The following is a 25,299-nucleotide window of genomic DNA, read 5'->3' on the forward strand; positions in this document are numbered from 1 at the left end:
GACAGAAAACCAGCGTCAGTCTTGGAATGTAGGCGGATCGCTCGGGCAACAGACGCAGGCTCTCAGCCAGCGATCAAGGCTTCGGCATGGGACAGAAGATCACCTTGCCTTTTCTTCGAAAGTCGGCCAAACAGGAGAATTAGACGAGCCAGCTCAGCGTCGTTCGCATAGAAAAATGCCACCGGTACCCTGAGCACGGCTGCAAGACGATTGGCAAATGCGTAGTCTGCCTTATGGATACCGAGTTCATATCGGTTAATGCGAGTGCTGGCCACAAAAGCGTCCAGGCCCGCCTCAATTCCAAGCTGTTTCTGCGACAGCCCGGCCTCAAGACGAGCCTCTTTCAATCGCGCTCCAAAGACGGACGAATGCGCCGCAGACATTCAATAATAGCTCGTTACAAACGAAGCTACGAATATCGTTGCAAAACGTCGCGCTAGATACTACGATTTTCGTAGTACAAGGTGCTGGCTGGCTGATTTCAAAACCCACGCCCGGTGGACATCGCCCTTTTTCACGAGCAAAGCAGCACATTCAGCGTTTCGTTGTTTCATCTCGCAGCAACCAACGAGTACAGGACGGAGATAATGTCGGACGAAGGTTCACGATCCGGTCGCTGGGCCAATCTGAGCAAACAGGAGTACGACCAGCTACTCACGCTCAACGAACAAATCGAACAGGCAGAGCGGTGGCTATATCGGCGTAGTCGTGACATGGTGACGGCATACAGTCTGGCAGCCGCGCAAGCACGCCATGCCGACAACGGAAACTTAGATGAAAATGTAAATCTGATTGCTACCCTGCTGTTTCTGGTTCGGGAGGGCCACCCAGCATTTCTCCTCGGGCAGGACAACATCCTCGCGCGAATGGACATTCCTATCTTGCCTGCAACAGGTCCCGACGAAAACTCATTGTATGCAGGCCTCAGCGCGGCATCTGACTCGGCTCAGCGCCGCAGCGACTGGAACCCACTCTTGCTAAACCTATACGAACGGGTTCTGCAGCAGGACACTGCCAAATTGCTGAGCATCGGGGCACTGTGCATCGATGTCGCGCTCATCGAACAGCAATTGCGCTCCTGGTGAGCGATGGCCCTGCGTTGAATATGCAGTGACTGTCGTAGGGATGTGCCAGGTCCGCCATCCAACGGTATCTTCCTTATCCGCTTAGACAGGGACTCGTTGCAATCGCCAGACGACCGACTATATTTGGAAAGAGGATAGCAGGTTGTGTTTTGCCTGCAGATCCGGCTTCGACACCTCGTATTTCGCTTCGCAGGAGAACGTAGCATGAGCGTCCTAAACCTCGCTATCAGCTTAGGTATCCTATGCGGATTCACCTTGGGAATCTGGCTATTCAGCCGCCATTGCCGGCAACGGTTCGGCTACAGCTTCTTCACGATCCGCGGATTCTGGCTAGCGGCGATCGCTATCAACTTCCTTTGGTGGGGATACTATTTCTGGGCAACCGCCCCATTGCGCCACACGCCATCGTCCGGTGGATTTATTCTCATGGCGATGGGCATTGCCGTTGCTGCGTGGCTGATATACGAGAACGTCCGGGATACCGATCTCCTACACGGCATCGGCGGCGCATCTCTCCAACTCGTGTTGTTTTTCCCGGTGGCGCTCTACGGTATTCCGCTTCTTTTGATAGCCACGCTCTTCTTGCTCTTTGCGACGTACAAGGGCCCACCCGCATGGTTTGTCGATCCATAACGAGCTGGACATTAAGACATCCGACGTGGACCATTACTCCACACGCCCGGTCAGAGGCATAGGAATTTGATCCCCCGATTCTCTGTCCGCAAGACACCGCTTGCCACCAGTCCACGGCCGACGGGCATGACCATCATCGGCCCCGCATCAGCGATCGACCTCCAGACCGGAATCGTTCGGCCGATCATCACGCTCTGGAGGCATGCGCGCCGGTCCTGGAGGTCCCTTTTGCTGCCGACGGTTGATGACCGTCGGCGCATCCCGTTGCACCGGCATGGCTTGCACGAAGTCTGCAATGCCGACTGCCATCCCACGATCGAGTCTCGCAGGGGACGCTGCCATCGCCTGTGCTATTTCTCGCCACGCGGCGAATACGCCATCATGAGACTGCCATCCCGCCTGCCGCTGCTCGGCATTTGCGATAGCCTGCCAATACATTGGCACTTCACCGCGCGCCAGCATATGCTTGACGCCCTGTTTCGGATAACGCTGTGTGGCACCGCGCGTTCTACGAGGTGTTGCATTAGCCTCGACACCATTCGCGCGCAACTGGTCAGCGAATCGCTCACGCCAGCGCCGCAGATCCTGCTTGCGCGGATTGAGCCGTCGACTATTCGGCCCTCGCACCTGCACGCTGAGGTGCACATGGGGATGGGCCTCGTCGTCATGTGCTGCAAACACATAAGCGCGCCCATCACCGAATTCGAGTGCCGCAAAATCGCGCGCAGCATCGCGCACGGCCTGCCGGTTCGTGCCCGGCGGCATGGAAAGCAGGACATTGAATACCTCACGACGATGACTTGTCTCCGGTATTCCCCACCCGCCGAGTTGCCAGGTTCGCGCAAGATCGCGGACAGCCTCGGCACCGGCAATCCGGTCCCCGTTCTGGTCTTCCAGTTCAACCTGTCCATTGCGCGAGATATAACGCAGATGCCGGCGCACCGCACCCATACCCTGGGCGCTCGACGCCTTATTGGTGATCTTGACCATCACCTCCGGTGTTCGCCTGAGCGTCCGAGCCAACTGATCGCGCATGCGCTTAGCTTCATCAGGCATGCTCGCACTTGGGAGCCGCTGGGCACGAGCATGCTTGAACGGATCCTGAAACAGGCGGTCGCCCCAGTTCAAAAGCATCGCATCGATGTAGACCTTCGGGTAAGCCATGTCACCGGCTCCATCGATCGAGGTTCGCGCGAATCACGGTCACTACGGCACGCAGATGCACGTCGATCTGGTCCCGGAGTGCTCCAATATCGCGGCCCCCATTGGGTGCCATACTCACCGCAATCCCCTCTCGCGCGAGCTGCCCCAGCCATCGGCTGATCACGGCAAGCTGCTGGTTCGAATCCGACAGCAGTTGCATCTCGTGCACGCCAAGCTGAGGTTCCCGCATCAGCTGCGCCCGGATCAGCGCGACGATCCAGCGGTTACTGGTCAGGCCCGAGGCCTGCGCGCGTTGCTCCACCACTTCCAACTCTGCGTGCGTTACCCTGATCTCGATCCGTATGCGAGGCTCGTCAATCGCGATCCACTCAACTTCTGATTGGGCCTGCACGTCGTCAGCGTCAGCACCCAGGGCCGCCGCAATCAGCTGCCGCACACCCTCTCCCGGCGTCAGGCCGCGGCGCATACACCAGCGATTCCAATCCGGCCGGATCCCACCGAGTTCGACGCACAGACGCTCGCGCATACGAGAATGCACACGCATGGTTCCCCCTTAGCGTGCAGGTGAGGGGTCGGCCGGCGTGCGCACAATCTCGCGCTCGATTTCGGGTGAAGGCGCACGCCCAGCGACCGGACGTGCCCGGCGATCCCGTGCCGACGGTGCTGTTGGATCGAAGACTCTCGGTCGCGGTACCGGAATACCCTCCCGGCCGAACACATCCAGGAACTCTTCCGCGCGCTGCTGCACGCGCGCAATCGAACGCGCACTGAACCCCTGCTCCCGCATGGCTCCGACCAGTACAGCCAGGTGCAGAACCCTGTCCTCATCAGATACGGTCGAACGTCGATGCTCCTGCCGGTCCTCGCGCACTGACGCGTTGGCAGAAACCGTCGCCACACCGGATGCACGTTCGGAACGCCCCGCAAATTCGGCAGTCGATCTTTCACGCTGAACCACATCGACCTGCCATGTGTTCCGGTACACGTCCTTCTCTTCCTCACCCACCACCATGCCGTGGTTATCAAGAATCGGCACCTTGACAGTCACAAGCCGCCGGCCCTGATTTTCCAGCGTGATGTGCTGTCCAGGTTCAGCGTGCGACGCAAGCACGGCGCGTTCGAGATCCACGCCCCAGACGACGCGCTCGGTACCCCTCGCGTCGCGGAACACCACGTAGTACGAGTCGCTTCGTGCGGGGTTATGCAGATATGGCGCACGACCATGCTCGCGCAGTTCGCCGGCATACTGCCGCGGGGTCTCGGGCTCGTCACTGACCACCTGAGGTTCGGTCCGGTAGGATCGTGCCCGGTCTTCTGAGCGCGGAGACGCCGCGCGAGCACGGCCACCAACGGTGTCGGCTGTTTCCGCCCGGAAGTCGGAAGCCTTCGCCGGTGTACCGTTGTCGCCCGCGGGCGATTGTGTTCCGGCCGCTGGCATCGACGCGTCAGCCTCGATCCGGTTTTTCGGGTGTGCCTGCCGGGCATCCGCCAGACGCGCGAGATCGGCCGCCTTCGGCTCATAGCCACTCACCTCGATGCCAAGCTGTGTGCCCCGCAGCCAAACTTCGCTGCGAAATGCCTCATGCCCGGATACGCGAATGCGCTGCCACGATTTGGCCGACGCCATGTCAACCATCGATTCCACCACGTCCGGCCGGTTATGCGCGGTGACAAGGTATGGTCCCAGATCCTCAAACGCGAGCTGATACGGCGCGTCCTTGAGGAAGTACTGGTTGCCCGCACGCAAGTAGCGCTTGTGCACCCGCTCGGGTGGCTGTTCTAGCGGCGCACGCGCTGTAGCCTTGTTCTTGGACGGCACATCGGCGCCCGCACTCACATCGGGCTGTCGGGCCACTTCGGCATCGTCGCGCATGGCCTGATCGCGCAGACGCGCACGGGCCGTCTCGAATTCACGTCGGCGCAGGGCTGATACAGCATCCATCGCGGCCGCGTCCAATTGGCGGATACGGCCAGCGTCGCCCGACTGCTCCACGGCGCCAGGTAGGTCATGAATATCCTGCTCGATCACGTTGATAACCGGGTCGGCAGACAGGGTTGTTTCAGTCATGGTGAGAACTCTTATAGATCAGGTAGGACTCGCCGCAGCCGGCAACACATGAGTTGGTTCATCGGTCGTGCCCGGGAGGGTCTTGCGATGCCGCGCGCTCCTTCGACTGCTCCAGCGCCGCCGCGCGAGCCTCGCGCACGCGTGCCCATGACCGCGCCTGCAACTGATCCAGCATCCCCTCAAGGTTCGGACTGAAATTCAGCTCGCGTGCAGACTTCTTCAACGAGCCGACCGTGCGCTCCAGCAGGTCACGCGCGCGATCCCATGGATAGGCTTTCGGCCTGCCTCCGTCGTATCCGATCTGCAATTCCGATCCGTTCAGGCGGGCGTTCTCATCCATCCACCGGAGCCGATCCGACACAAATTCCATCTGCTCTTTCGGATGGAAAACGACGCTGCGCGTTGCGACTTCCTGAATGAGGTAGTGCTCGGTGTTAAACACCTCGCCTTTGTATGGGCCGCCGTTCTCGCGCGGTGTTCCCATGCGCAACGGTGTGCCAAAGCGGTGCTCGGCCAGCGCCTTGACTTCGTTGGGCACATCTGCCGGAGCGAACAGCGGCTCGCCAATGGACGGGCGCGTCGCCAATGGCCGCGTTGCCGCAGCTGCAGGTGCATTAGCAGCCGGCGGCGATGCGGAAGACTCAGTCACTGCCTGCTCGGCTTCCGCTGACGCGTTCGTCGGCACGCGAGAGTCTGGCGGATCGGCCTGCTTCGGGGCGCCACGCTTCGATGATGGGCGGCGCGAACCGCTCTCTGTGTCGTTCACCAGGGTTTCTTTCACACGGCTCATCATTTCCTCCTTCGGTTCGTCCAGTATTCCGTCGATTGCCATAATCACAGTCGGCTCCAGGCCTTCGACCGCCAGATCAACGTTTCTGAATGCGATGTCCCGAAGGCGATCGCGGACACGCGCCGGGCCGAACAGCACCGCCATGTCGTTGAAATCCGTCGGGGGTTTGTCGTCAATCTGTGCACCGGTCGAGAACGCCGGCAGCGCCAGACGCGCGAGCGACTCTTGTGCTGCCTGTCGGGCCTTGGCTTCACCTGGCCCAAGATCCCCAAGGACCACCAGATCAGCATCGGGATATCGATCACGCACAATTCCAGCGACCTGAGGAAGCGTCCCACTCGACAGGGCTGCGAGCGCCACCCACCCGGTCGCGCGATGCGCAGACAGCACTGTCGCCATGCCTTCGCCGATCACAATGGGTGCGGTGGGTTCGCCATCGGTCGGGAAAGGCCCGGCGATCCAGTACCCGCCTCTCTTCACGCCGCCTGCCAGCGATGATTTACGCCCGTTTTCATCGATCAGTTCGAGCGTCGAGATCGCTTCGCCGATCCAGCACGGCACAAGCAGCACGCGTCCCATGAGCGGCTGCTCTTTGCTCGTCGGAACGTAACCCAGCAATACATGCAGTTCGAGCGCTTCCAACTCACGCAGTGACCGCGTCGGCTCGAGATGCTTGCGAATGAGATACGGGTGTTCCGGACCTACGGGTCGCGCCCACTGCCAGGTTTCCTGTGCCTCCCGGGCCACCGCTGCGTGCCGGGCCTGTTGCCGGGCTTCGTCGCGCACCCTGCGTTCGGGCACGTCAGGGCTCGGTGCGAGCGCTGTCGCCATCCTGTCGGGATAATGCGTGCGCTTCAGTTCGAAACCGTGCTGCCGAGCGAGCCAGAAGAGCGTTGCGAGCGTCTTGCCGCCCAACTCTTTTGCCGAACGCCAAGTGGTGCGCGCCGAGCGTTCGTTGTAGTTGCCGGCCGTGCGGCTCCACTCGTCCCAGATCTCGAAGCCGGCATCGCCGAATCCGTGCTTGAGCGCGAACGCCATGTCGACCCACGTGTTGTAGTCATCCGCAGGAATGACGGACAATGCAGATCGCACGCGCGCGGTTTCATCCACATTGACCGTGCTCATGGCCGGCCTCCCTGGATGGGGACAGCATTCGATTCTGCAACCGGCACGCGTCCACGCTTCGCACGCGCGTATTTAGCCGGCACCAGTTCCGCCACATCGAGATCCGCCACGGACAGCCGGCGCGTCGCGCGCGCCACGCGCTCCGCCGACACGCCAAGCAGCATGAAATGCCGCTCGACATAAGCCACGGCCTCCTCTTCGCTCAGGTCAGAATGCCTTTGCGGTAGATCGCGCGGGTCCCATGCTTGCAACACTTCTAGATAGTCAGCCGGCAAACGGATGAGACCGACTTCTTCCGAATCGATCTCATCGTGCTGCACCTCGCGCAGCCGCCGTTCGGCCTGAGCAATGAAGCGCGCGAGGTTCATCGCAGGCACTGACGGCGCGACCGATACACGCGAGGCAAACATGGGATCGCGCCAGTAGCAAATCCGGTCTGCGAGTATTGGCTTGGTGTTCTCCAGCACGATGATTTCCTTGTCGCGGCCGAGCTCCTTCAACTCCTGCGGCAACAGCAAAGGCCGGCGTTGCTCGGACACGCTCTCGCTTGATCCACCTCGTCCGCCGAAGATCCCGCTCGACCGGCTCACGCTACGAGACTGATCGGTGAAGGTACCGAGCATCTCGGAATAGTCGTTCGCGTCCTTCTGCTCGCGCGGCGCATAGAGAATCTGCATCGAGTGGTTCGTGAGAAACGTGCGCGCATCGGCCCGACCGTACACGGATTCGAGCTGTGCCACCGATTGCACGACGGACAGCAGCCGCAGGTTATAGCCCGCCATGTAGGCGACCGAGCGCGCGATGATGTGGATCTTGCCGATCGCCGTCATCTCGTCGAGCAGCAGCAGGCACTGGAACCGGAGCGCGGAATCCGCCTCGGGCAATTGCTTCGTGTTGAGATTGACGAGCTGCGAGAACAGGAGATTTACCAGCAGCGCGGCCTCGGACAGATGGTCCGGTGTGATCCCGATGTAGACCGACATGCGGCGGCGACGCACATCGCGCAAGTCGAAGTCGTTGGCGCTCGTCGCCGCATCGACGATCGGGTTCGCCCATATCGTGAGCGGCGCGTGAAATGTCGCGAGGATGCTCGCGAGCACCTTGTCGTCGTTTGACAGGAAGCGGTTCAGTGCGTCGACGCACGGCCCGGTCAGCAGCTCCCGGTGCTGGACGAGCGCTCGCTGCAAATAAGTCTTGATCGGCATACCGTTGCCTGACGACTGCCGTAGCACTTCACCCATCGTGACCGGATAATCGGGGACCGGCGCGCCCTTTCCTGTCCGCCTCGCATCGTGCCATTCGCACAGCAACAGCACGATGCCGAGAAACAGGTTGCGCGCCTGGTCCTTCCAGAAGTCGTCGTGCCCACCTGGCGGATACAGGGCATAACCGATCGCGAGGATGTCGCCCACACGGAACAGTCCATCCGAGATCGACGATAGCGGGTTGTAGCGATGCGTGCGACCGTCCTCCGCGAACGGATCGAACAGGTACACGTCCTGCCCGTGGGCGCGCCTGAATCCTGCGGTCAGCGCATAGTTTTCGCGCTTGATGTCGAGCACCACGACAGAATCGGGGTAGCTCAACAGGTTCGGGATCACGATGCCGACGCCCTTGCCCGAGCGCGCGGGCGCGGCGAGCAGCACGAACTGCTGACCGGCAAAGCGCAGATAACGACCTCGCCACACGCCTACCACGATGGCGGGAGTGTCCATGTTCATCTGCGCGTTCATAGCAACCCCGCCGCGCGGATTTCAGCTTCGCTGGCAAACCGGGCACTGCCGTAGAGGCGCCGCCGCCCGGTACTCGTCACCAGCGAATACAGCCCCATCCCAGGGCCACCTACTGCGACGAGTGCGCCCAACAGCGCCGCGCCTGTCAAACGCCGGCCATCATTTAACATCCGGCCGTCATGCCAGGCGAGCAACGCATCGGGCCAGCCCCACAGTCCTGCGCGAAGTGGATTCACCCGTAGGCTGGCATACAGGAAGAAGGACGCGAGCCACAGCGACGCCAGCAGGGCTCCGGCGAGAAACGCCAGCGCAGCAATCGTGATTACGGCGGTCCGCACGTGATGCCCAACGGCATTGGCAGCTTCGGGATGAGTCAGGGAAAGACGGTTTTTGCCCATACGGCCCTCACACGAATGTCGTGCGGGCCTTGCCCACCGGATCGAACCAGACTTCCGTCATGCTCCAGCGCTTGGCCGTCTGCTCACCCGCTTCGTCGTAGACGGCATGCGCCTCCATGTGCGCCACCACATCTATGGTCAGAAAGAGCAGGCGCTTCAACGCCGCATCGTCGTAAGCTGCAGCTTCAGGGTGCTCTTTTGCCATCAGCGCAAAGCGCTCGATCGCGACCGTGGCACTTGATGCGTGATAGCTCGTGATCGAGCCCGAGTGTCCCGTTGTCAGAAGCTTCAGGAAATCGTAGGCCTCAGCGCCACGCAGTTCGGCGAGCAGCACCCGGTCGGGTCGCATACGCATCGTGCTCGCGATCAAGTCGGCCGGTGTCACGCACGCTTGGCCGTGACCTCCCTTGCTGTACAGCAGATGAACGCAGTTCTCGATGTGCCGGATGAACAACTCACGCACATCCTCGATCGTCACGATTCGCTCGGTCGCCGGGATCGACCGGCACAGGGTCTTCATGAAACTGGTCTTGCCGGACCCCGTATTGCCGACGATCGCGATGTTGAGCCGCCCTGTTACGGCAAGCTCAAAGAACGCGCCCCAATCGCGCGCTTCCAGACAGTGGACCCGCTTGCGATCAGCAGGGCGCAGCATGGGCAATGCCGCGTCGAGCCCATCCGGGCGATGCCAGACCGTATCGTCGAAGAGCCCCTCGTCCCGGTACGCGTCGAGCGTTTTCTCGCGTGCGGACGGCCGGCGGATAGTGACCGATACCGTGCGCGGCGGTACGACTGGCGGCACCACGATCTGGATACGAGCATCACCCGGTAGCAATGCGGAAAGGACGGGATGTTGCGCCGAGACTTCCTGGTTCGTGAGCGTCGCGACGGCCACCGCAAACGACATCAAGCGCTCGTAATCGAGATCGGTGTAGTCGTAGCCATGCCAGCCGCGATGCGATTCGGTCAGCACGCGCTGTGGCCGGTTGATGACAAGTTCGGTAACGCCGGCGTCTTCCAGCAATCGCGCAAACGGCCGCATCAGCTCCAGCACGGATGCATCGTCGGGAAGCCGAGCCAGCACCGCGTCTCTCGACTGATCCTGCATGTCAGTACGGGCGATCATCGCGCACCCTCCGGCTGCAGCGCATAGACCGATCCGAAATCGAGATCCCGCGCCACAACGATCGTGAATTCGGCGCCCTGATTTTGTGTCAGCGTCGGCGGGATGTTGATCGTGCTGTCGAGCACCCGCGTGGCCATGTCGTTGCCCTGCTGCTGCGTGTTCTCGTAGACGACAGAGCCATTGCTGTTTCCACCGCGCGTCGCCAGATAGCCGATGGCGTCCTGGGTCACGCCGAGCAGCATTGCCGCCCCGAAACGCGCGCCCCAGTGGTTGTCCACGTAGCCGTTGATCCCCATGCGACCAAGTGCATCGGCTGCCGGCGAATCGATCTCGACGGTCACACCATGCGGCGTCTCAATCCGTGCCGTCAGAATGAAGGTCCGTTTCTGCCCCGGCGAGACGTTCGTCCGGTACTGGCTATTAATTTGCGAGCCCCGTTCAATCAGCACCACGCGGCCGTCGTCGGAGTAGACATTCTTCGTCACGGTGCAGGTAGACAGTCCCGCTTCGGTTGAATCGAAAGCGGTGTCGCCTGCGCAGTCAATCTTGGCTCCCTGCGCGAGGACCAAGCTGCGGTTGCCGAGCGTACCCGCCCGGACTCGCGGCGTGGAAATTGGCGTCAACGCCTGGGCGAGTGTTCCCGGTCCACCCTGTCCGGCTGTGCTGATCGGGCGGCCCGAGACGATTGCCGGTACAGACGTAGCACCTCCCGTGACACCATCCGAAACACCTTCCGACACCAACGCGCCGGGTTCGTTCGGCACGCTCCCCGCATGGCCGCCCGCTCCGGACGTGCTACCTGTCGCAAGCAGCGGCGCATCGTAGTAGCTGCGCGCAGATATTGGATGCGCAACCGTTGCAGGCGATCGGACCACGGTCGGCACCTGCCTCGGTTCTGACGTCGGGACAGGTGCACTCGCCACGAGCGATGCGGATGCCGCACTCGCTGCGACCGGACCATCCCTGAACACCCGGCCCTGTGCCGGCGTCTGCGCCATCGCATCCCGACGAGATTTGTTTTCTGCATCATGACGGGCTAGGAACGCATGGATCGTCCAGATCGCACCGCCGCCCGCTAGGAGGATGACGACGAGGGGTGTCAGCCACCAGGCCCGCGGGCGCGTCCTCCGGTACTGTCCGAGAGCCGGCATGCCACGATCTGTGAGCACCTCGGACGAGCTAGCGGAATCCCGGTCGTGCCCAGCCTGACTACGGTCGCTGGAATCATCCGGCTCGATCGTGTTGCGGGTATCGTTATTCATCGCCGTGACCCCGCAAGACTCGCTTCACACCCACGACCGTCGTACCGTCATGCGGTGGTACGCCGTCCATGTCGTACGCGTCGTTCCAGATACCGACGACCTCGTCACCGAGACGCAGCACGAACCGCTTAGCCACCTCGTGGACCACGATCGTGTCGTCCTCCATGTGCCGGTCGACCACGCTTTCGGTGTCGTCATCCGCGACTCGAAAGATTGCGGGAACGCGCCGATTGTTCGGGATGCGGATATAGGTGAACCGTCCGTCGTCCCACGCCGCCGTAGGCGCGATGTCGTCGGAATGCAACATCGCCTGCATCGAATACCGGGTGTTGCGCACCACGGGCGGCTCGCCCACGCGCCGCGCGACAATTTCAGCATCCGTTTCGGCGTGCGCCTTCGCTTTCACCTCGTCCGGGTACACGAACGTCACGCGATACATCTCGTCGCCGGCACCGAACTTCGCCTTCACGGGCAGCACCAACAGATCGAAACTGTAGCTGCGTTTGTCGGTGCGTATCTCGAGATTCGAGTCGTGGGCGGCGAGTTGTGGCTTCAGGTACACGTCGTGGTCGCCCTTGTTCGCCACCACTTGCCAGCCGTCGCGATCACCGGGCGCCACGACCTGGATCTGCTCATGCGGATCGAGCGCAATATGGGTGGCAAAGCCACGCTGAGCCTGGATACGCACGACAGCATCGGGTGCATACACTATCTGTCGGACGCGCGAATCGTCGGACCAGCCTGGCAAGTCATAGGCACGAGCAACGGGGCTCGTAATCATTAGCCCGACGAGCCAGAGCACTATCAGAGAAAGCGGTTTCATGGTGTACCTCCCGCAGCCGCGGACGAGGCCGGTGGCGTGTATTCGGAATCGCGGCTATAGGCCGTTACCTTGAAGCCGAACGGGTTTGCAACGGCAACGCTTTCGCGAGTAAAGACTGGCGGCCGGTAGGTGTACGCGAGCGTGATCACGAAGCGCTGCGGGGGCTCCGCATTCGCGAGGCCGTTCTTGAACGTCGTGCGCTCGATGTGCACGATTGCACGACCCGGTTCGTCGGGCGGCAGCGTGGTTGAGATAATCCGCACGCGCCGCTCAGTGGTTGGCCCGATCTGCCGGTCCAGCGCATCCGGGCCGCTATAGACGCCACGGTAGTCGCGCGCCACCACGTCATCGCTCATGGCCAGCACGCTGTCGTAATCCATCTGCAGCAGGCCCCAGTCGTAGCGCTCGCGGGTGCGCACGTATGCCTCGACCCAGTGCTTGTCCTGGATCTCCTTCGTATGGACGTGGCGCGCGTCGAGCACATCGATCACCTGCGATTCGCCCGTCAGCCGATCAACCTCGATCGGTAACGGCACAACCCGGTAGAACGGCACCATGACGGCAAGTGCCATGACACTCAATACCGCCACGCCGGCCGCGCCGTAAGCGACATGCCAGGCTCGGCGCTCAGAGCGCTCCTGCAGGTGCGTGAGGGACGCCTCGATGTCGAGGACGCGCCCGTAGTCGTCGGGCGGGCTCATCGTCCACCTCCGTGGGCCGGTGCGTCAGGCAAGGCTGGCGAAACGGAGGACGCCGGAACCGGTGGCACGCGGTTGACGCGCACGCTGTTGACGGGCATCCGATGGGATCCGTCCGGCAGGGCGGGCTTCGGTGGTCCCGAAGAGCATCCACTCGTAAAGATAACGAAATTTATTGCGAGAAATACAGATGGGAATTTGCGCATGATCGTATCCTCAGTTACCGAACGAGGCCGGTACCATCTTGTCCTGCAACCGGGTGGTGTTCCCTGCCCGGCTCAGCACTAGTTCGCTTTGCTGCTCGGCGACGAGCCTGTCTTCCGTCTCGGCCAACATCCGGAAAAGCTGCAGCTTCGTCATCTCGTTGCCCACCGTCGTGGATTCGCTTTGGATGCGCGCCTGCAGTTCAGCCACACCTTTTGGATCCTGCGTGACGTCGATCTGCTGCATCAGGCTCTGAATTTGGTTCAGCTCCTGCAACTCGGTCTGATACGCCTGCATGCCGAACGCCTTGTCCTGGAACGGCTTGTTCAGCGCACGCTGGCACACCTGCTGGTCGATGCCGGCCTGGTCTGCGCAGTTGTAGATCTCGCTCGCCGAACGCAGCGCCTGGGCGCCGCCCGTGAGCCCGGCGTAACCTCCTTTCTGTACCGCCGTGTAGACACTCTGCCAGTTCGACGGCAGCGAGTTCGCGACCACCGGATTGGTCAGTAGCGCACCGAAACCGCGCGTGCCGACCGTGGACTGGTAGATCTGGATCTCCTGCTGAACCTGCTGCTCAAGCTGCGCCACCGTCGCAATCGCCTGGATCACGTTCTGTGCGTCGAATACTGGGATGCCCTGGGCGTGGCCAACAGAGGAAAGCACTGCCCCCGCGATTGCCGCACCGGCTACCTTGAATCGTCCTGTCATGATCGTCACCTCACACTCAACTGCCCTGTCCCAGATTGGCGCGCGCGACCCGTTGGTACGCGGGTAACGCCCCATTACTTGACGCCATTCCACCGCCCCCCGGACCGTTCTGGCCGCGAATCTTGCCGCCTGAGCGCGGGCCACCTCCGCCGCGGGTCAGCGCCTGTCCAATCGCTGTCGCAAAGCGGCGCGATGCGACGCCTGCCACGAACGCGCCGAATCCGGATACGGTGGCGCCACCCGATAGCCCTGACGCCACGGACGGCAATTGCCAACCGACCATTGCCAGGAAAATCGCGGTCGCAAACATGCCGAGTGCCGCGCCCCACGCTGCCGACGCTTCCAATGCCGCCTGACCGGCCGCGACGAGTGAGGATGCATTTGCACCGGGCGATGATGTCGTCACCTGGAACGGTGCGAGCTCGGTTGAAAAAGCCGTGAGGGCCATGCCCAGGAACGCCGCCACCAGCACCTGCAGTAGGGCGTAGTTCGCGACCTTCGCGGTCCACGCCTCAAAGAAGCGCGCAGTCGGCGCGAACGCGGCGCAGGCAATAAAGATCGGTCCGAGCCCGAGCACCAGATCGAGCAGCATGCGGCCCATCACGACCTCGAACGCGAGCACGATCAGGAAAATTGCGCCGCCAATCGCTGCCACGAACCCGCACACCGTGTCGCCAATGGCGGCGGCAATCCCGCTGGGGCTGAACGCCTCGTGCGTGGCCTTCTCCGAGTAAGCGTCCAGCACGAGATCGATCTGCTGGTCATAGCAGTCGAGCGTCTGGTAGATGCTGTTGGCGCTCGCCGCCGTCACGCTGCTGCCGCTGAGCGACCCGCATCCGGGATTGCCGCCACCCGTCGTATTGGCCGCGTTCTGAATCGTCTGGGCGAGGCCCGACGTCGCGCCGCTCACCGCGGCCACGACCTGCTCCTGATAGATGCCGCTTCCGAGTGCAAACGCGAGGATGGCGGCGACCTTGAGCCCACGCCATGCGAAGGCCGGCACCGCCTCGTGCGCCTCGCCCCGCACGATCGCCAGACCATAGGCAATGACCCAGATCGTGACGGCCGTGGTCGCGACTGGAACGAGTGCGCTGGCGAGAGCCGACGACACGTTCGTCACGTAGGTCGACATGCCGTTTTCGAGCGTGCCGCCGATCGCGCTAAAGAGGCCGCTCATCGCACACCTCCCTTCTGCGCCGCGCGACGTTTTGCAAGTTCGGCGTGGAAGACTGGCAGCCACACATCGGGGTCGTCCCCGACCTGCGCGCGAATCGTATCGAGCAGCTCCACGTTATCGGTCGTGCCGGACAGCACATCAAGCACATCGCCCAGCCCCGCGAGATCGAGCCGGCCGATGGCCGAACGATGGCCCTGCTTGACGAGAAACATGCGGCTGTTCTCACCAAGATTGCGGACAATGTTGAACTCGGCCTCGGTAAGCTTGAAGCCGTGCACGTAATCATCGAAGTCTGCCCGCGGGTTCGGCAGGAAGAAGAACGTCGCGCTTTGTTCGATCAGTGCGCGCGCGATATCGCTGCGCAGCACGTCAGCCGGGGACTGTGTGTCGAAAATTCCCAAGCCGTTTTGCTTGCGGATCGTCTTTTGCTTATTCTTCGCGAAGTCCGTGAAGACGGGGTCACCGAGCCGTTTCCAGAACTCCGTCATCACATAGATGAAACGTCGACCGTCGATCAGGCTTTCCGTCAGATGCAGCAGGTACATCGTGACGGGCGTCGACACTTCTGCATCGTCGAGCAGTTCGGTATCGTCAAAACCGAAGAGACTCGCGCGCGTGAGATCCACGCAATCGGCTGGATTGTCGAGCACCCAGCCAAGCCGTCCGCCCACGCACCATTTAGCGAGCCGCGCGTGCAGGCTGTTCTCCCCCACATTCGGCAGCAGTTGCCGAACCATTGAGAGCCGCCGCAGCGACTTATCCATGCGGGCGACTTCGTGCACTGCGCGCGATATGTCGAGCTCATCCCTCGCGGACAACGGCGTACCCATGTCGACGAGCTTGCGCACGAGCCGCTCCCAGAAGTCGAGCACCGATGCGTCGGGCATCAGCTGGAACGGATTCAGTCCGGTCGGCTCACCTCGGCGAAATACCGTATAGATACCGCCCATCGCTCGGATGGCGATCTCGGTACCCCGGTCCTTGTCATACAGCACGGCGGTCAAACCAGACTTCATCGCCATGGCGAGCAGGAACAACTCAAGCACCGTCTTGCCAGCACCGGCCTGGCCGATGATCTGTGTGTTGGCAAGCGCCTTCTCGTCGGCCGAGTCCTGTTTCTCCGCCGTCACGTGGAAATTGAGATACAACGGCTGGCCGCTCGGCGTCTTGACGATCGTGATCGCCTCGCCCCATGGATTGCCGTCGCGTTTACCCGTCGCAAAATTGTGCATGCTGGACAGGCCGCAGAAATTGCGGGACGTGAGCTTCGCCTCCCTTGGCCGGTAGCGCCAGTTGCCCGGTAACTGCGCGAACCACGCGGCGTCGGCTATGAGATCGATCAGTGCCGTCTGGAACCCCGCACCGGCCAATTGCGTGCGTGCCTTCGCGACATGCTTCGACACCTCCTCGGCCGTGTCCGCAAGCACCGTGAGCGAATAGTGATACTCGCCAAGCACGAAATCGCCGTTAATCAGGTCGTTGAGCGCCTGATCCATCGCCTCGACCTGGGAGATGGCCACATCCTCTCCAGCGATAAGCTGGTTGCGCTGCCGCTCAAGCGCTTCCTTTGCACTGGGCTTGTCGAGAATGGTGAAGCTCTGCGTCTCGATATATTCGAAGTCGCCGTACAGCAAGCCGTTAAGCATGCCGGGCTCGGTTTCCTCGGGATAATCCTTCAGGTCGAGCAGCGCAGCGTGACGCGTTGCGGCCGGCATGCGGATCTCGACCTTTTCGACGCCAACAAAGAGGCGTGAAGTCGGCAACGCTTCACGGATCGATCCGGCGGGAACAGGCTCCGACTCCCAGACGCCATTGACGAGATAGCCGAGCAGTTCCAGCGCCGACGAGAACCGGCGGAGCCGCTTCGTGTTCGGGCTCAACTTGCGATAGACCCCGAGCGTCACCGGATCATAGGGTTTCAGGCTTGACTCGACCTGCGCGGCGAGTTCGTCCATCGCCTTGAGTGCTTCCTGCTGGTCGCGCCGGATGTCCTCGCGCGTACGGCGAACGGCGCGGCTGAAGACGCGTCCGACCTTTGTGCGGTGGGGCCGATAGACGAGGGTCAGATAAAGCTCGTTGGCCATCATCCGGTACTCGGCAAAGCTCGCGTAGTAGCGTGTGGCGAGCTCCTGGCAGAAGCGATTCCCGTACGGCGTGGCGAAGTGGTCCGAAACACGTCGGCGCAGACGATGCGACCAGAGTGCCACGTGGCCGCCAGGCAGCGCCCGAACCAGTTGATTGAAGCCGTCGTGACGCGCAAGGATGTCAGCCGGATCAGCTGCTTCGAACGCGATGCCCGCCAGTTTCCAAATCAGCAGATAGTCGCCTTCGCGCGTCTTGATGATCCGATCCGTGACATGGGTCGAGTACGGGATCGTGTCGGCAAGCGCAACCTCACGATTCGCAACGCTGCCGTATTTCAGGTTGGCCGGCATGTTACGCCCTCCTCTTAAGGCGGACGGGCAGATAGGCATGGCTGCCCCAGAAGCGACGGTTGCGCTGGCGGAAGACCAACCGCAGGCGCAGTGCGTATTGCGCGAGACGCTGATCATCGCGGCGGGTGATGATGCGCATCGCAACGAACATTGGAAATATCAAGAACAGCAGTCCGACGCCAAGCGGCGGACTCGCGAGCAGCGCCCAGATGGCTGGAATTAGCATGCCGCCGCCAACGATGAGGAATGGCACGAGTGGTACGCCCCAGAGCATCGCCGGGCGCGTACAGCCCTTAAAGACGGGATCCCTAAGTGGGTTGGTAAGTGAGTTCATAAGCGGGTTCATGAGCGGATTCATGATTCGTTGCCCCGGATCAGGTCGTCGGAATCAACATGCCGGCGATCACAGTCGCGCACCCAACGAAGACCCCGCCGATAAACACGTTCGCGATGTCGCCGAAGCGGGCATGCTGGAACATCATCCGGAAGCCCGCCCAGATGATCGAGATCGAGCAGATCACGCCACCCACGCCGAGCAGGGTTGTCTGGATCGTGCTCAGGAGCGTGTTAACTTGGGACAGTTGTGCCCAGGCAGGAGAAGCCATCAGGAGTGCCGCGCACGTGGCAACGGTGCGCCGTATCGCACGGTTGCTGCCACGAACCCGTTTTTCGGGGGACGAATTACCCCACTTACTAATCAGTGATCCTAATTTCACGATAAACTCCTATCTGTTTGAAATGACTTTGCTTTAGTTGGAAGGCCGAGCTAGAAAACCACGGCGCTGCGGTTCAAATCACCGTCGGGTCTACTGGGTACGATTTCTGAAGGTTCCGATACCGGATGTCTGGCCGGTTGAGATCGCGCCGGCTGGGTAGACACCTCTGAGTCGACCGGAACGACGCGAATTGCGGTAATCGTTGGCACGACGACAGCCGTCGATGACCGCGCCACCGTTCCTGCGCTATCGACCACGCGCTGCACGTAACCGGTGCGATAGCCCGTGGATAAATTGCCACTGGCATAGCAGGACAAGCTCGCGAAGAGGACCGACTGCGAGTCACTCGACGTATCGGTTCGCGCACGCCGCGCCAGTTCGAAACAGCCCTGCAGGATCGCGGCGCCCGCTGCCAGGTTGCGGCATGGGTCAAAGGCGCTTTGCTCGCTCAATCCATATCGAGCCCAGTTCGCACGGTTGATCTGCGCGAGTCCTACGCTGAAGTTCCAGCCACCGGCAGCGAGTGCATGCGTCGTAGCCACCGCCTCGGCCAAGCTCGCCGGCTGACGCACCAAGCGGCCGCGCACGACGCCAATCGCATACGGGTTAAAGCCAGACTCGGTGCGGACAATCGCCGCCATCGTGACCGGTGAAACCAGCGGCGCGCACTGCTGCGAGAGCGTGATGAAGTCGAACGGGAGCATCATTGGCCTCCGCCGCCGAAGTTGTTTTGCTGTTCGGTCTGCCTCAGAAACAGCGCGGCGGACTGCGACGGGTCATACGGCATCTGCGTGCTGCCTGCTCCGTAGAACTCTGTGATCGTGCGGTCCTGGCCGATGACATCCCACCAGACTCGGGTGTAGAGTTGATTGTCGATATCGACATTGATCGCCCCGGTAGCGCGGCACAGCAGTTCGCTTTGCTCGGGACCGCCCCAATACAGGAAATCCTCCCGGCAATAGCCGCCGCTCGCGAAGGTGTCGGTCGCTGACGTCCCATGCGAGCCGCCTATGCCAAAAGCACAGGTCGGAAAGGGGTCACCGTGGCGCAACGCGCTCCAAAGCTTCTCGATGGGCGGCACAAACGCACTGTATTGTTCGGGTCCACCGGGATTGGACAGGCAAAGCAGCACCTGACAGCCCCAGTCGTCGGCGTACGCCGCGCACGGCGCAAAGATCGACGCGACGCCGAGCACCGACAGGGAAAGCGACCACCGGCGCAGGAACCCGCCCGTCGTTTGCGCTGGCAACACTTCCACTACCCATGTGAACCGTTTCATGATCGGCTTCCATCCATGCAACACCGACGTGTGCAAACGGAAGCGGGAAAAAGGAACCCGCGGCGCCGGGAGGCTGACCGCGGGCTCAAGGGGGATCAGTCGGGAGGAACAGGAAGCCTGCGAATGCAGGTTCCGGTCGTGATATGTCCTCTATACACGCATCCGTTATTACGTCGGGGCCGCTTACGCGTACTCGGTTGTACCCATCGTAGATTGGCACGTTGACCGGAACAGATTGTCAGGTTACGAGCGGAGCGATACTGTCGACACGCGAGTGACTTCCGTGGGACATCGGCTTCCGTTTTTCTAGCAGATTGCTAGGCCTTGCTACTTCACGATGTCCTCGCCAGCGAACTCGCTAACGCCTGCTTGGCCGATGCCAGTTCAAACTCATACCGACACCACGGATGCCTTGGAATCTTGAGTCGGCGGCAGACCACTTCACGACCGGCGTGCCACAGATACACCATGCGCAGCACATCCCGTTCACGCGTGGCAAGCCTTTGCCACGCCCGCTCGATGCGGGCAGCATCGATCGCATCATAGGTACCGCGATTCGCATTGGCCCAGTTATCCAGGCGGGCGTCGAGCGAACGCCACGCGCGCTGCTCAAGCATCGCGCGCCTCGTCTTCCAGAAAGGGGACACGATAACCAGCGGGGTCTTCGAGAAATTGCTCGATATCCGATGCCCGCCAGCCAACAGCCCGCTCACCAAGACGGATCGGACGCGGGAACGTCCCTTCCTGCATCCGTTGGTAGATGGTCGAGCGCTTCAGGCCGACTTCCTTTTCGACCTGGCCGCGTCGCAATATCGCGCCGGCCCCTCGCAATTGAACTGTCATTCCCACCTCCGCCACTGCGCTTGAATAAGTTGCTGCACAGGTCCTATTCAAACAGCAGGAGGCACTGACGGACAATTCCGTCATGTCGTCGGAATGTCCCGTCGGGAAGAGAGTTCAGCACGCGTTCAGCGATGGCGACCGTCCGTGTCGTTGACCGAATCCGGCCTCAGGGCGGCCGCAAAGGTCTGGGCGCTGCGCGAGGCTTCGCCGTTGACCTGTCCCTTCAGGCCCAGCCTCTGGTCGATCGCACGGGCGACGGTGGACGATTTCGGTAGTCGCTCGGGATCCCACTCCGTCCAATGCTCCCGCATAACGTCGAATAGCGCCTCGAGCGTCCGTGTCAAGTGGGGAAGATGGACGATCACGCCGCTTTCGTGCTCGGGCGCGATAACGGGTTTGACGGCCGGTCCCGCGGTGTCAGCCACAGGAGACCGCTCCAGCTTGCGCTCGAGGTGTGCGGACCATACATGATGCATGACTGCTGTCCTCGCAATGGCGAGTTCCAGCAACTGGATACGTCGATCACGCCCTCTAAGACGAGCCGTCAGGCGGCCGATCAAGGCATGAGATTCCTCGGCTCGGCGCCGCGAGTTTTCAAGCTCGTGCTGCGCATCAGTCTCGTGAAATACCGGGCCCTGATTGTTGTTAGTCGATTCGCACATATTTCCCTGCCCTTCAGTTCTGCGTGATCATTCAACAGCGACACGGACACAGATCACGGCGTGGCTCTACCGGAAAGCGCTAATAGCTGCCTCCTCGAGAACCGCCCCGACTGAGACTGCATTCCTCTAATCTATTAAATGCACCACACTGAGGCAAGATTGATTATGTAAGCGCTACAAATATTGACCGAAGTACAGAAAAAATAACCGCATCCAACGCTAGGGTGTCGCAATCCCGAAGCTGACGGCTATCACCTCGATCCAGCTGCAATCTCATTCAGAAGGCTCATCGCTTCTTCGGCTCTGTCGACGGGGACGAGAATGTGATCATGGCAATAGCCTGCAATTGCATTGCAGGGGATACCGGCCTGAGCGAGCGTGCGACTGATCACCGCGATAAATCCAACTGCTTCAAGACTTGAATGGACCGACAACGTAATCAACCGCGACTCGAAGGTATATGGCAGACGCAAGCGCTCTGCATCCGACCGCTCTACAACTGCAGTCAGGCCTTCCTCCTCTCGAACGGTGCAGAAAGCCGCCAGCCCAGCGGGCAAACTGAAGTCAATGAATGAACAGTAGACATAGACCGGCTGCGCCATGACAGAATTCAGGCTTGCGCACAGCTTCACAAGATCTCTTTCGCTCAACGGATCCTCCTCTACAAGCACACTGACGACCGTGCGGTCGGAGTGACGCTCACCCTGCTTCGTTTAGAAATTTTACACCCTGTCTTTAAATACTAAACCACCCCTCTCTGCCGCAACCGGAACCCTATTATCGAATCGTTCGCACTACAAATTCGGGCGTTAAGCCATGGGGGAACTCTGTTAATTGAGAGGACCTACCATGAGTTTTCGTTCATCTTCATCCGTTATCGCGGACCAGTCCGCTATGCATGCCGCTGTTGCATTGACCCACACCAGCTGGCAGATCAGCCCTCCTAGCGTTTTGCGATCGCTAGCCACCATCTTCTTCGATTGGGCGATTATAATTTTTGCCGCATGGATCACGTACCGGATCGGCGCATGCATGGCCGTGCTTGCGCTCCTCGCAATCGGAAACAGGCAACGAGCGTTAGGCAATCTTTTACACGAAGCCAGCCATCAAATCCTCAGCGCCCGGCGCAAAGTCAATGACTGGATAGCCCGGCTTCTACTGGCTCCCCCACTCTTCAGCGACCTTACTCGATATCGTATTCAACATGCGCAGCACCATGCCTGGCTCGGCGATCCGGTTCGCGATCCCGACTATCTGCCCCGCGCCAAATATGAGCAACGGCACTGGTTCAGCACTTATGCTCGCGTGCTCTGCGATCCAGCCAATTGGATTGCGTCGCTACTCGGACACCTTGTCGGCAAGCGACTCTCACTCGCGCAATGGCTCGCGATTACTTTGTGGTGGATTGCCTATGAAGGCATGCTCGACATGTTTGTCGGCATGCACTTCGCGATTTTTTTCCTCGCCTTATGGATAGCTGCGAAGGCCAGTGTGTTTCACGCCATCACGGCCTTTCGGGAGATGATCGACCACTATGGGCTTGAGTCTGGAGGTATCTTTCTGCGTACACGTGAGACTCCGTCTCTCGGTCTCCTGTCGGTCTTAATCCATCCGCATCACAACGGCTATCACCTTACGCACCATCTGTTTCCACGCATCCCATACCATCATTTGCCTCGTGTGCACGCCCAACTACAGAAGGTGTCGCTTTTCAGAAAGCGATCCATTGTCTGCGAGGCATACGTGAGAGGATCACGTGCTTGCGTGAACGGCTGGGGAGCACATCATGACTAATCGCACCCTGAACGCCGCGCAGGTTGCGAGCCTGCTTGTCTCGACCGGTTGCGGCATCGGCTTTCTTCTGGGTACCGGCGAATTAGCCATTCATCAAGGTATGGCGAGCTGCCTGTATGCGATAGCAACCGCATTAGGTCTGACAGTGCTCGCATTTTATGCGCCCTTGCTTTGGGCGGCCGGACAATCCCTCTTGGATTGGTTTGCTGAGCTGTACGGTCCCTCCGTCAGCAGCCACGTAGCGCTTTTATCGGTCGTCTGGATGACCGGGGTGCTCGCTGCACAGATTCGCGGAGCATCATCGCTACTTGCCCTAGCGACCGTGCCTCCGGCTTCCACAATCCTGTTGACCGATCTGCTTCTGGTTGGCCTGTCACTTATGCGGCTTTCATGGCTTTCCGCGGGATTTGCATTCTGTATGCTCGCGTGCAATGTCGTACTCGTGCACTCACTGGTCGAAACGGGTGGACTCGTCGCCTGGTTACACGCCCCCGCTCAATTTATCGATGCACTTCGGCCTCTTCCTCCTTCCCATAGCGTATATGTTGTGGTGTCCGTCGTGGCGATGGTCATATGCGGCACCGACTACCAGCAATTCATCATTGCAGCCCGCACCCCGGCCACGGCTCGTATCGGCGCCTTGCTTGCGGCAATGGTCGTATTCACAATTGGGTTTCTTCCGGCTTCGGCAGTGATTGCAGCGGACCCGATCTGGCATCTGGACGTGGTAGCCGACCCAGCGCAGACCGTTCCAATCGTTCTTATGCGCGGCTTGTCGCTTCATCCAACGAGCGCTACCCGAGATCTCGTCACCGTCATCCTGCTCACAACCGCCCTGGGTTCCGGCTGTTCAATTTTGCGGGTGATGTCTGATGCTACTGCCACGCTCGGCCCACGCTTCATCACAAAACCGTTGTGGTCGCGCAGCTTGCCGATCGTCCTTGCCTCCCTCGTCTCCATGCGTGGTCAGAGTATTGTCGATACGATGGTCGACCTTGGTATGGTGTACCTCGCCGCCGTCGGCCCGCTGCTAGGACTCGGGCTGATGCGCATACGCGTGTCCGACAAGGCCGCGAATGCTTCGATCGCCACCGGATGCGGTATCGCAGTCACTTGCTACTTGATACGCTGGACGGGTGTTGTGGCGATGCCCGAAGCGACTCCGCTGTTTGTGTCGCCTCCACTCTGTCTCGCGGTTTTGCTTGCGCCTCAGATGTGGACTGCGTTTGCCTCAAGCAAATCGAATCAGCCAGTCGATCCTCGTTGAGCCGAAACCTTCCCTTGATGAACATCAGCGGGCGATCAAGGACGCCGTGCAATGCGGACAAACGCGGGCGGCAAGGAAAATCGACGCCGCTTTGTCAATAATTTTCGCGCGTTTTAAGCTTAAGGCCATGGGCAAGGTAGCTTCAGTTCCGCACCGTTGTCGCCCTTCGCCAAGCAACACTTGAGAGGCGCAGAGATTCCTCAAACAGATTCCTTTCCGCTTGAGCCATGGCTTTCAGTCGAGCCGGAAGTCAGTTGAGTCAGAACCGCTCGCGCATGAAGCATTACCAGTTCGCTGATAGCTTGAGCATTTGGCGGTGCTTTTTCCCAGTGATGCCAATACAGATTGACGAACACACTGTCATTTGGCGCAAGCGCAATCAGTTCTCCTGAATCGAGGAGCGGTTGAACTTGTATAGACGGCACGAGACCGTATCCCACTCCTGCGCGCACTGCCATAAGCAATGCTACCGGCGACGGAAAATAATGCGCGGCATAACCGCTTATGGGAAATCCAAGTAAGCGCTCGACGAATAATGTGTGTAGACCGTCCTTGCGATTAAACAGCACAGCAGGCGCAGCCAGAATATCGTGCAGAGTAAGTCCTTGCGGAAAATGCGCTCTACGGAATGAGGGCGTAGACACGCACTCGTACTTCATAGCGCCGACGGCATCTGCCACAAATCCGGTGGGCGCTCTACTCGCTGTCGATACACACCCGATCGCCTCACCCCGTATTAGCACAGGTAAGGTGAAGTCCTGATCGTCCACTATCAGTTCGAGTGCGACGTTTTCCTTGGCAATCGTGCAGGCAATTGGCTCGAACCAAGTCGCTAATGAATCTGCGTTGACCGCGATAGAAATCCTTGTCCGCGTCGCTCCTTCTGGTTTGATTCGCTGAAGGGTGTCTGCCTCGAGCAGCTTAAGCGCTTGGATATGCCGAAGCACCGTTTCCCCAGCAGGAGTCGGCGTAGCCCCGTCACGTACCAGTAAAGGGGTTCCTAACGCTTCCTCTAGCGCTATGATCCGCTGCGATACAGCTCCACGAGTTACGTTCAACAAACGAGCCGCTCGACCGAAATGCCGCGTCTCGATCACCACGGAAAATGTTTCGAGTTGGTGTCTATCAAAACTCATACCGGTGTCGGCAATTGATGTAAAGACGCGCAGTTGGGAGGGATTCATGAATTGATACACGGACTATCGGCTCCAGCTCCGATTCTTAATCGCAGAAAAAAAGCGGGCAACCTCCGAAACGCTCAATTGAGTTGCTGCACGTCTGGCAGCGCGCGAGCGGCCCCGTTGGACTA

27 protein-coding genes are annotated in these 25,299 nt (G+C 60.5%); 4 read left to right on the forward strand and 23 right to left on the reverse strand.

Annotated elements, in window-relative coordinates; all coding sequences use genetic code 11:
* Nucleotides 1–62 precede the first annotated feature (62 nt).
* On the reverse strand, nt 63–383 hold the full coding sequence (locus tag FH08_RS0112885) for a helix-turn-helix domain-containing protein (protein WP_031358714.1): 321 nt from the start codon (nt 381–383) through the stop codon (nt 63–65).
* Nucleotides 384–497: 114 nt separating this feature from the next.
* Between FH08_RS0112885 and FH08_RS0112890 the strand changes: the two genes are divergently transcribed.
* Nucleotides 498–1,085, forward strand: coding sequence for a hypothetical protein (locus tag FH08_RS0112890; protein ID WP_031358715.1), 588 nt, complete (start codon nt 498–500; stop codon nt 1,083–1,085).
* 204 nt (nt 1,086–1,289) lie between these two features.
* Entirely contained in the window at nt 1,290–1,718 is a 429-nt protein-coding gene (locus FH08_RS0112895; RefSeq protein WP_031358716.1) for a hypothetical protein, read from the forward strand.
* Nucleotides 1,719–1,865: 147 nt separating this feature from the next.
* Here FH08_RS0112895 and FH08_RS0112900 read toward each other — a convergent pair whose 3' ends face one another.
* The 21 genes from FH08_RS0112900 to FH08_RS0113000 all read right to left on the reverse strand — a co-directional run bounded on the left by FH08_RS0112900 (nt 1,866) and on the right by FH08_RS0113000 (nt 21,579).
* Nucleotides 1,866–2,882, reverse strand: coding sequence for a relaxase/mobilization nuclease domain-containing protein (locus FH08_RS0112900; protein WP_031358717.1), 1,017 nt, complete (start codon nt 2,880–2,882; stop codon nt 1,866–1,868).
* A 1-nt stretch (nt 2,883) separates the two neighbouring features.
* The gene (locus FH08_RS0112905) at nt 2,884–3,426 is read right to left on the reverse strand and encodes a hypothetical protein (RefSeq protein ID WP_031358718.1); all 543 of its coding nucleotides are present in this window, start codon (nt 3,424–3,426) and stop codon (nt 2,884–2,886) included.
* 9 nt (nt 3,427–3,435) lie between these two features.
* Nucleotides 3,436–4,950, reverse strand: coding sequence for an LPD7 domain-containing protein (locus tag FH08_RS0112910; protein ID WP_031358719.1), 1,515 nt, complete (start codon nt 4,948–4,950; stop codon nt 3,436–3,438).
* A gap of 58 nt (nt 4,951–5,008) precedes the next feature.
* The gene (locus tag FH08_RS0112915; RefSeq protein WP_031358720.1) at nt 5,009–6,865 is read right to left on the reverse strand and encodes a PriCT-2 domain-containing protein; all 1,857 of its coding nucleotides are present in this window, start codon (nt 6,863–6,865) and stop codon (nt 5,009–5,011) included.
* The gene (locus FH08_RS0112920; protein ID WP_419177997.1) at nt 6,862–8,580 is read right to left on the reverse strand and encodes a type IV secretory system conjugative DNA transfer family protein; all 1,719 of its coding nucleotides are present in this window, start codon (nt 8,578–8,580) and stop codon (nt 6,862–6,864) included. Before FH08_RS0112920 ends, FH08_RS0112915 begins: the two co-directional genes overlap by 4 nt.
* A gap of 14 nt (nt 8,581–8,594) precedes the next feature.
* On the reverse strand, nt 8,595–8,996 hold the full coding sequence (locus FH08_RS0112925; RefSeq protein WP_031358722.1) for a hypothetical protein: 402 nt from the start codon (nt 8,994–8,996) through the stop codon (nt 8,595–8,597).
* Between the two features lie 7 nt (nt 8,997–9,003).
* A complete protein-coding gene (gene virB11 / locus FH08_RS0112930; RefSeq protein ID WP_031358723.1) occupies nt 9,004–10,122 on the reverse strand; it encodes a P-type DNA transfer ATPase VirB11 in 1,119 nt (372 codons plus the stop codon).
* Complete coding sequence (gene virB10 / locus FH08_RS0112935; protein WP_031358724.1) at nt 10,119–11,384, reverse strand: type IV secretion system protein VirB10; 1,266 nt, start codon at nt 11,382–11,384, stop codon at nt 10,119–10,121. The genes virB11 and virB10 overlap by 4 nt, the downstream gene beginning before the upstream one ends.
* Nucleotides 11,377–12,207 (reverse strand): TrbG/VirB9 family P-type conjugative transfer protein, encoded by an 831-nt coding sequence (locus FH08_RS0112940; protein ID WP_031358725.1) that lies wholly within the window; start codon nt 12,205–12,207, stop codon nt 11,377–11,379. Before FH08_RS0112940 ends, virB10 begins: the two co-directional genes overlap by 8 nt.
* Nucleotides 12,204–12,908 carry a virB8 family protein gene (locus FH08_RS0112945; RefSeq protein ID WP_031358726.1) on the reverse strand — a complete coding sequence of 235 codons (705 nt, stop codon included), beginning with the start codon at nt 12,906–12,908 and terminating at the stop codon, nt 12,204–12,206. The genes FH08_RS0112940 and FH08_RS0112945 overlap by 4 nt, the downstream gene beginning before the upstream one ends.
* Nucleotides 12,909–13,121: 213 nt before the next feature.
* The gene (virB5, locus tag FH08_RS0112950) at nt 13,122–13,817 is read right to left on the reverse strand and encodes a P-type DNA transfer protein VirB5 (protein WP_031358727.1); all 696 of its coding nucleotides are present in this window, start codon (nt 13,815–13,817) and stop codon (nt 13,122–13,124) included.
* Between the two features lie 16 nt (nt 13,818–13,833).
* On the reverse strand, nt 13,834–14,994 hold the full coding sequence (locus FH08_RS0112955) for a type IV secretion system protein (protein ID WP_031358728.1): 1,161 nt from the start codon (nt 14,992–14,994) through the stop codon (nt 13,834–13,836).
* A complete protein-coding gene (locus FH08_RS0112960) occupies nt 14,991–17,429 on the reverse strand; it encodes a VirB4 family type IV secretion/conjugal transfer ATPase (RefSeq protein ID WP_031358729.1) in 2,439 nt (812 codons plus the stop codon). Before FH08_RS0112960 ends, FH08_RS0112955 begins: the two co-directional genes overlap by 4 nt.
* Before the next feature lies 1 nt (nt 17,430).
* The gene (locus tag FH08_RS0112965) at nt 17,431–17,787 is read right to left on the reverse strand and encodes a type IV secretion system protein VirB3 (protein ID WP_235210348.1); all 357 of its coding nucleotides are present in this window, start codon (nt 17,785–17,787) and stop codon (nt 17,431–17,433) included.
* Nucleotides 17,788–17,803: 16 nt separating this feature from the next.
* Nucleotides 17,804–18,145: a TrbC/VirB2 family protein gene (locus FH08_RS0112970; RefSeq protein WP_268810827.1), complete on the reverse strand. Its 342-nt coding sequence runs from the start codon at nt 18,143–18,145 to the stop codon at nt 17,804–17,806.
* A gap of 50 nt (nt 18,146–18,195) precedes the next feature.
* Nucleotides 18,196–18,849, reverse strand: coding sequence for a lytic transglycosylase domain-containing protein (locus tag FH08_RS0112975; RefSeq protein ID WP_031358732.1), 654 nt, complete (start codon nt 18,847–18,849; stop codon nt 18,196–18,198).
* Nucleotides 18,849–19,424, reverse strand: a complete 576-nt coding sequence (locus tag FH08_RS49465; RefSeq protein ID WP_051888214.1) for a hypothetical protein — start codon at nt 19,422–19,424, stop codon at nt 18,849–18,851. The genes FH08_RS0112975 and FH08_RS49465 overlap by 1 nt, the downstream gene beginning before the upstream one ends.
* Before the next feature lie 332 nt (nt 19,425–19,756).
* Nucleotides 19,757–20,041 carry a hypothetical protein gene (locus tag FH08_RS0112985; protein WP_031358734.1) on the reverse strand — a complete coding sequence of 95 codons (285 nt, stop codon included), beginning with the start codon at nt 20,039–20,041 and terminating at the stop codon, nt 19,757–19,759.
* Nucleotides 20,034–20,267 carry a helix-turn-helix transcriptional regulator gene (locus tag FH08_RS0112990; protein ID WP_031358735.1) on the reverse strand — a complete coding sequence of 78 codons (234 nt, stop codon included), beginning with the start codon at nt 20,265–20,267 and terminating at the stop codon, nt 20,034–20,036. Before FH08_RS0112990 ends, FH08_RS0112985 begins: the two co-directional genes overlap by 8 nt.
* Before the next feature lie 125 nt (nt 20,268–20,392).
* Nucleotides 20,393–20,929 (reverse strand): hypothetical protein, encoded by a 537-nt coding sequence (locus tag FH08_RS0112995; protein ID WP_031358736.1) that lies wholly within the window; start codon nt 20,927–20,929, stop codon nt 20,393–20,395.
* A gap of 251 nt (nt 20,930–21,180) precedes the next feature.
* Nucleotides 21,181–21,579, reverse strand: coding sequence for an ACT domain-containing protein (locus FH08_RS0113000; protein WP_031358737.1), 399 nt, complete (start codon nt 21,577–21,579; stop codon nt 21,181–21,183).
* Nucleotides 21,580–21,778: 199 nt separating this feature from the next.
* On the opposite strand from FH08_RS0113000, the gene FH08_RS0113005 reads away from it, so the two are divergent.
* Together FH08_RS0113005 and FH08_RS0113010 are read left to right on the forward strand one after the other, a co-directional pair.
* Nucleotides 21,779–22,723: a fatty acid desaturase gene (locus FH08_RS0113005; protein ID WP_031358738.1), complete on the forward strand. Its 945-nt coding sequence runs from the start codon at nt 21,779–21,781 to the stop codon at nt 22,721–22,723.
* Entirely contained in the window at nt 22,716–23,990 is a 1,275-nt protein-coding gene (locus tag FH08_RS0113010) for a hypothetical protein (protein ID WP_051888216.1), read from the forward strand. The genes FH08_RS0113005 and FH08_RS0113010 overlap by 8 nt, the downstream gene beginning before the upstream one ends.
* 200 nt (nt 23,991–24,190) lie before the next feature.
* Here FH08_RS0113010 and FH08_RS0113015 read toward each other — a convergent pair whose 3' ends face one another.
* Entirely contained in the window at nt 24,191–25,186 is a 996-nt protein-coding gene (locus tag FH08_RS0113015) for an HTH-type transcriptional regulator ArgP (RefSeq protein WP_235210349.1), read from the reverse strand.
* Nucleotides 25,187–25,299 lie beyond the last annotated feature (113 nt).

The sequence above is a fragment of the Caballeronia sordidicola genome (genome assembly GCF_000729995.1).
Classification (GTDB): Bacteria; Pseudomonadota; Gammaproteobacteria; order Burkholderiales; family Burkholderiaceae; genus Caballeronia; species Caballeronia sordidicola_A.

Coding starts and splice junctions, on each gene's coding strand:
- FH08_RS0112885 (WP_031358714.1), bottom strand. CDS start 383: ATGTCTGCGGCGCATTCGTCCGTCTTTGGAGCGCGATTGAAAGAGGCT.
- FH08_RS0112895 (WP_031358716.1), top strand. CDS start 1,290: ATGAGCGTCCTAAACCTCGCTATCAGCTTAGGTATCCTATGCGGATTC.
- FH08_RS0112900 (WP_031358717.1), bottom strand. CDS start 2,882: ATGGCTTACCCGAAGGTCTACATCGATGCGATGCTTTTGAACTGGGGC.
- FH08_RS0112905 (WP_031358718.1), bottom strand. CDS start 3,426: ATGCGTGTGCATTCTCGTATGCGCGAGCGTCTGTGCGTCGAACTCGGT.
- FH08_RS0112910 (WP_031358719.1), bottom strand. CDS start 4,950: ATGACTGAAACAACCCTGTCTGCCGACCCGGTTATCAACGTGATCGAG.
- FH08_RS0112915 (WP_031358720.1), bottom strand. CDS start 6,865: ATGAGCACGGTCAATGTGGATGAAACCGCGCGCGTGCGATCTGCATTG.
- FH08_RS0112920 (WP_419177997.1), bottom strand. CDS start 8,580: ATGGACACTCCCGCCATCGTGGTAGGCGTGTGGCGAGGTCGTTATCTG.
- FH08_RS0112925 (WP_031358722.1), bottom strand. CDS start 8,996: ATGGGCAAAAACCGTCTTTCCCTGACTCATCCCGAAGCTGCCAATGCC.
- virB11 (WP_031358723.1), bottom strand. CDS start 10,122: ATGATCGCCCGTACTGACATGCAGGATCAGTCGAGAGACGCGGTGCTG.
- virB10 (WP_031358724.1), bottom strand. CDS start 11,384: ATGAATAACGATACCCGCAACACGATCGAGCCGGATGATTCCAGCGAC.
- FH08_RS0112940 (WP_031358725.1), bottom strand. CDS start 12,207: ATGAAACCGCTTTCTCTGATAGTGCTCTGGCTCGTCGGGCTAATGATT.
- FH08_RS0112945 (WP_031358726.1), bottom strand. CDS start 12,908: ATGAGCCCGCCCGACGACTACGGGCGCGTCCTCGACATCGAGGCGTCC.
- virB5 (WP_031358727.1), bottom strand. CDS start 13,817: ATGACAGGACGATTCAAGGTAGCCGGTGCGGCAATCGCGGGGGCAGTG.
- FH08_RS0112955 (WP_031358728.1), bottom strand. CDS start 14,994: ATGAGCGGCCTCTTTAGCGCGATCGGCGGCACGCTCGAAAACGGCATG.
- FH08_RS0112960 (WP_031358729.1), bottom strand. CDS start 17,429: ATGCCGGCCAACCTGAAATACGGCAGCGTTGCGAATCGTGAGGTTGCG.
- FH08_RS0112965 (WP_235210348.1), bottom strand. CDS start 17,787: ATGAATCCGCTCATGAACCCGCTTATGAACTCACTTACCAACCCACTT.
- FH08_RS0112975 (WP_031358732.1), bottom strand. CDS start 18,849: ATGCTCCCGTTCGACTTCATCACGCTCTCGCAGCAGTGCGCGCCGCTG.
- FH08_RS49465 (WP_051888214.1), bottom strand. CDS start 19,424: ATGAAACGGTTCACATGGGTAGTGGAAGTGTTGCCAGCGCAAACGACG.
- FH08_RS0112985 (WP_031358734.1), bottom strand. CDS start 20,041: ATGCTTGAGCAGCGCGCGTGGCGTTCGCTCGACGCCCGCCTGGATAAC.
- FH08_RS0112990 (WP_031358735.1), bottom strand. CDS start 20,267: ATGACAGTTCAATTGCGAGGGGCCGGCGCGATATTGCGACGCGGCCAG.
- FH08_RS0112995 (WP_031358736.1), bottom strand. CDS start 20,929: ATGTGCGAATCGACTAACAACAATCAGGGCCCGGTATTTCACGAGACT.
- FH08_RS0113005 (WP_031358738.1), top strand. CDS start 21,779: ATGAGTTTTCGTTCATCTTCATCCGTTATCGCGGACCAGTCCGCTATG.
- FH08_RS0113010 (WP_051888216.1), top strand. CDS start 22,716: ATGACTAATCGCACCCTGAACGCCGCGCAGGTTGCGAGCCTGCTTGTC.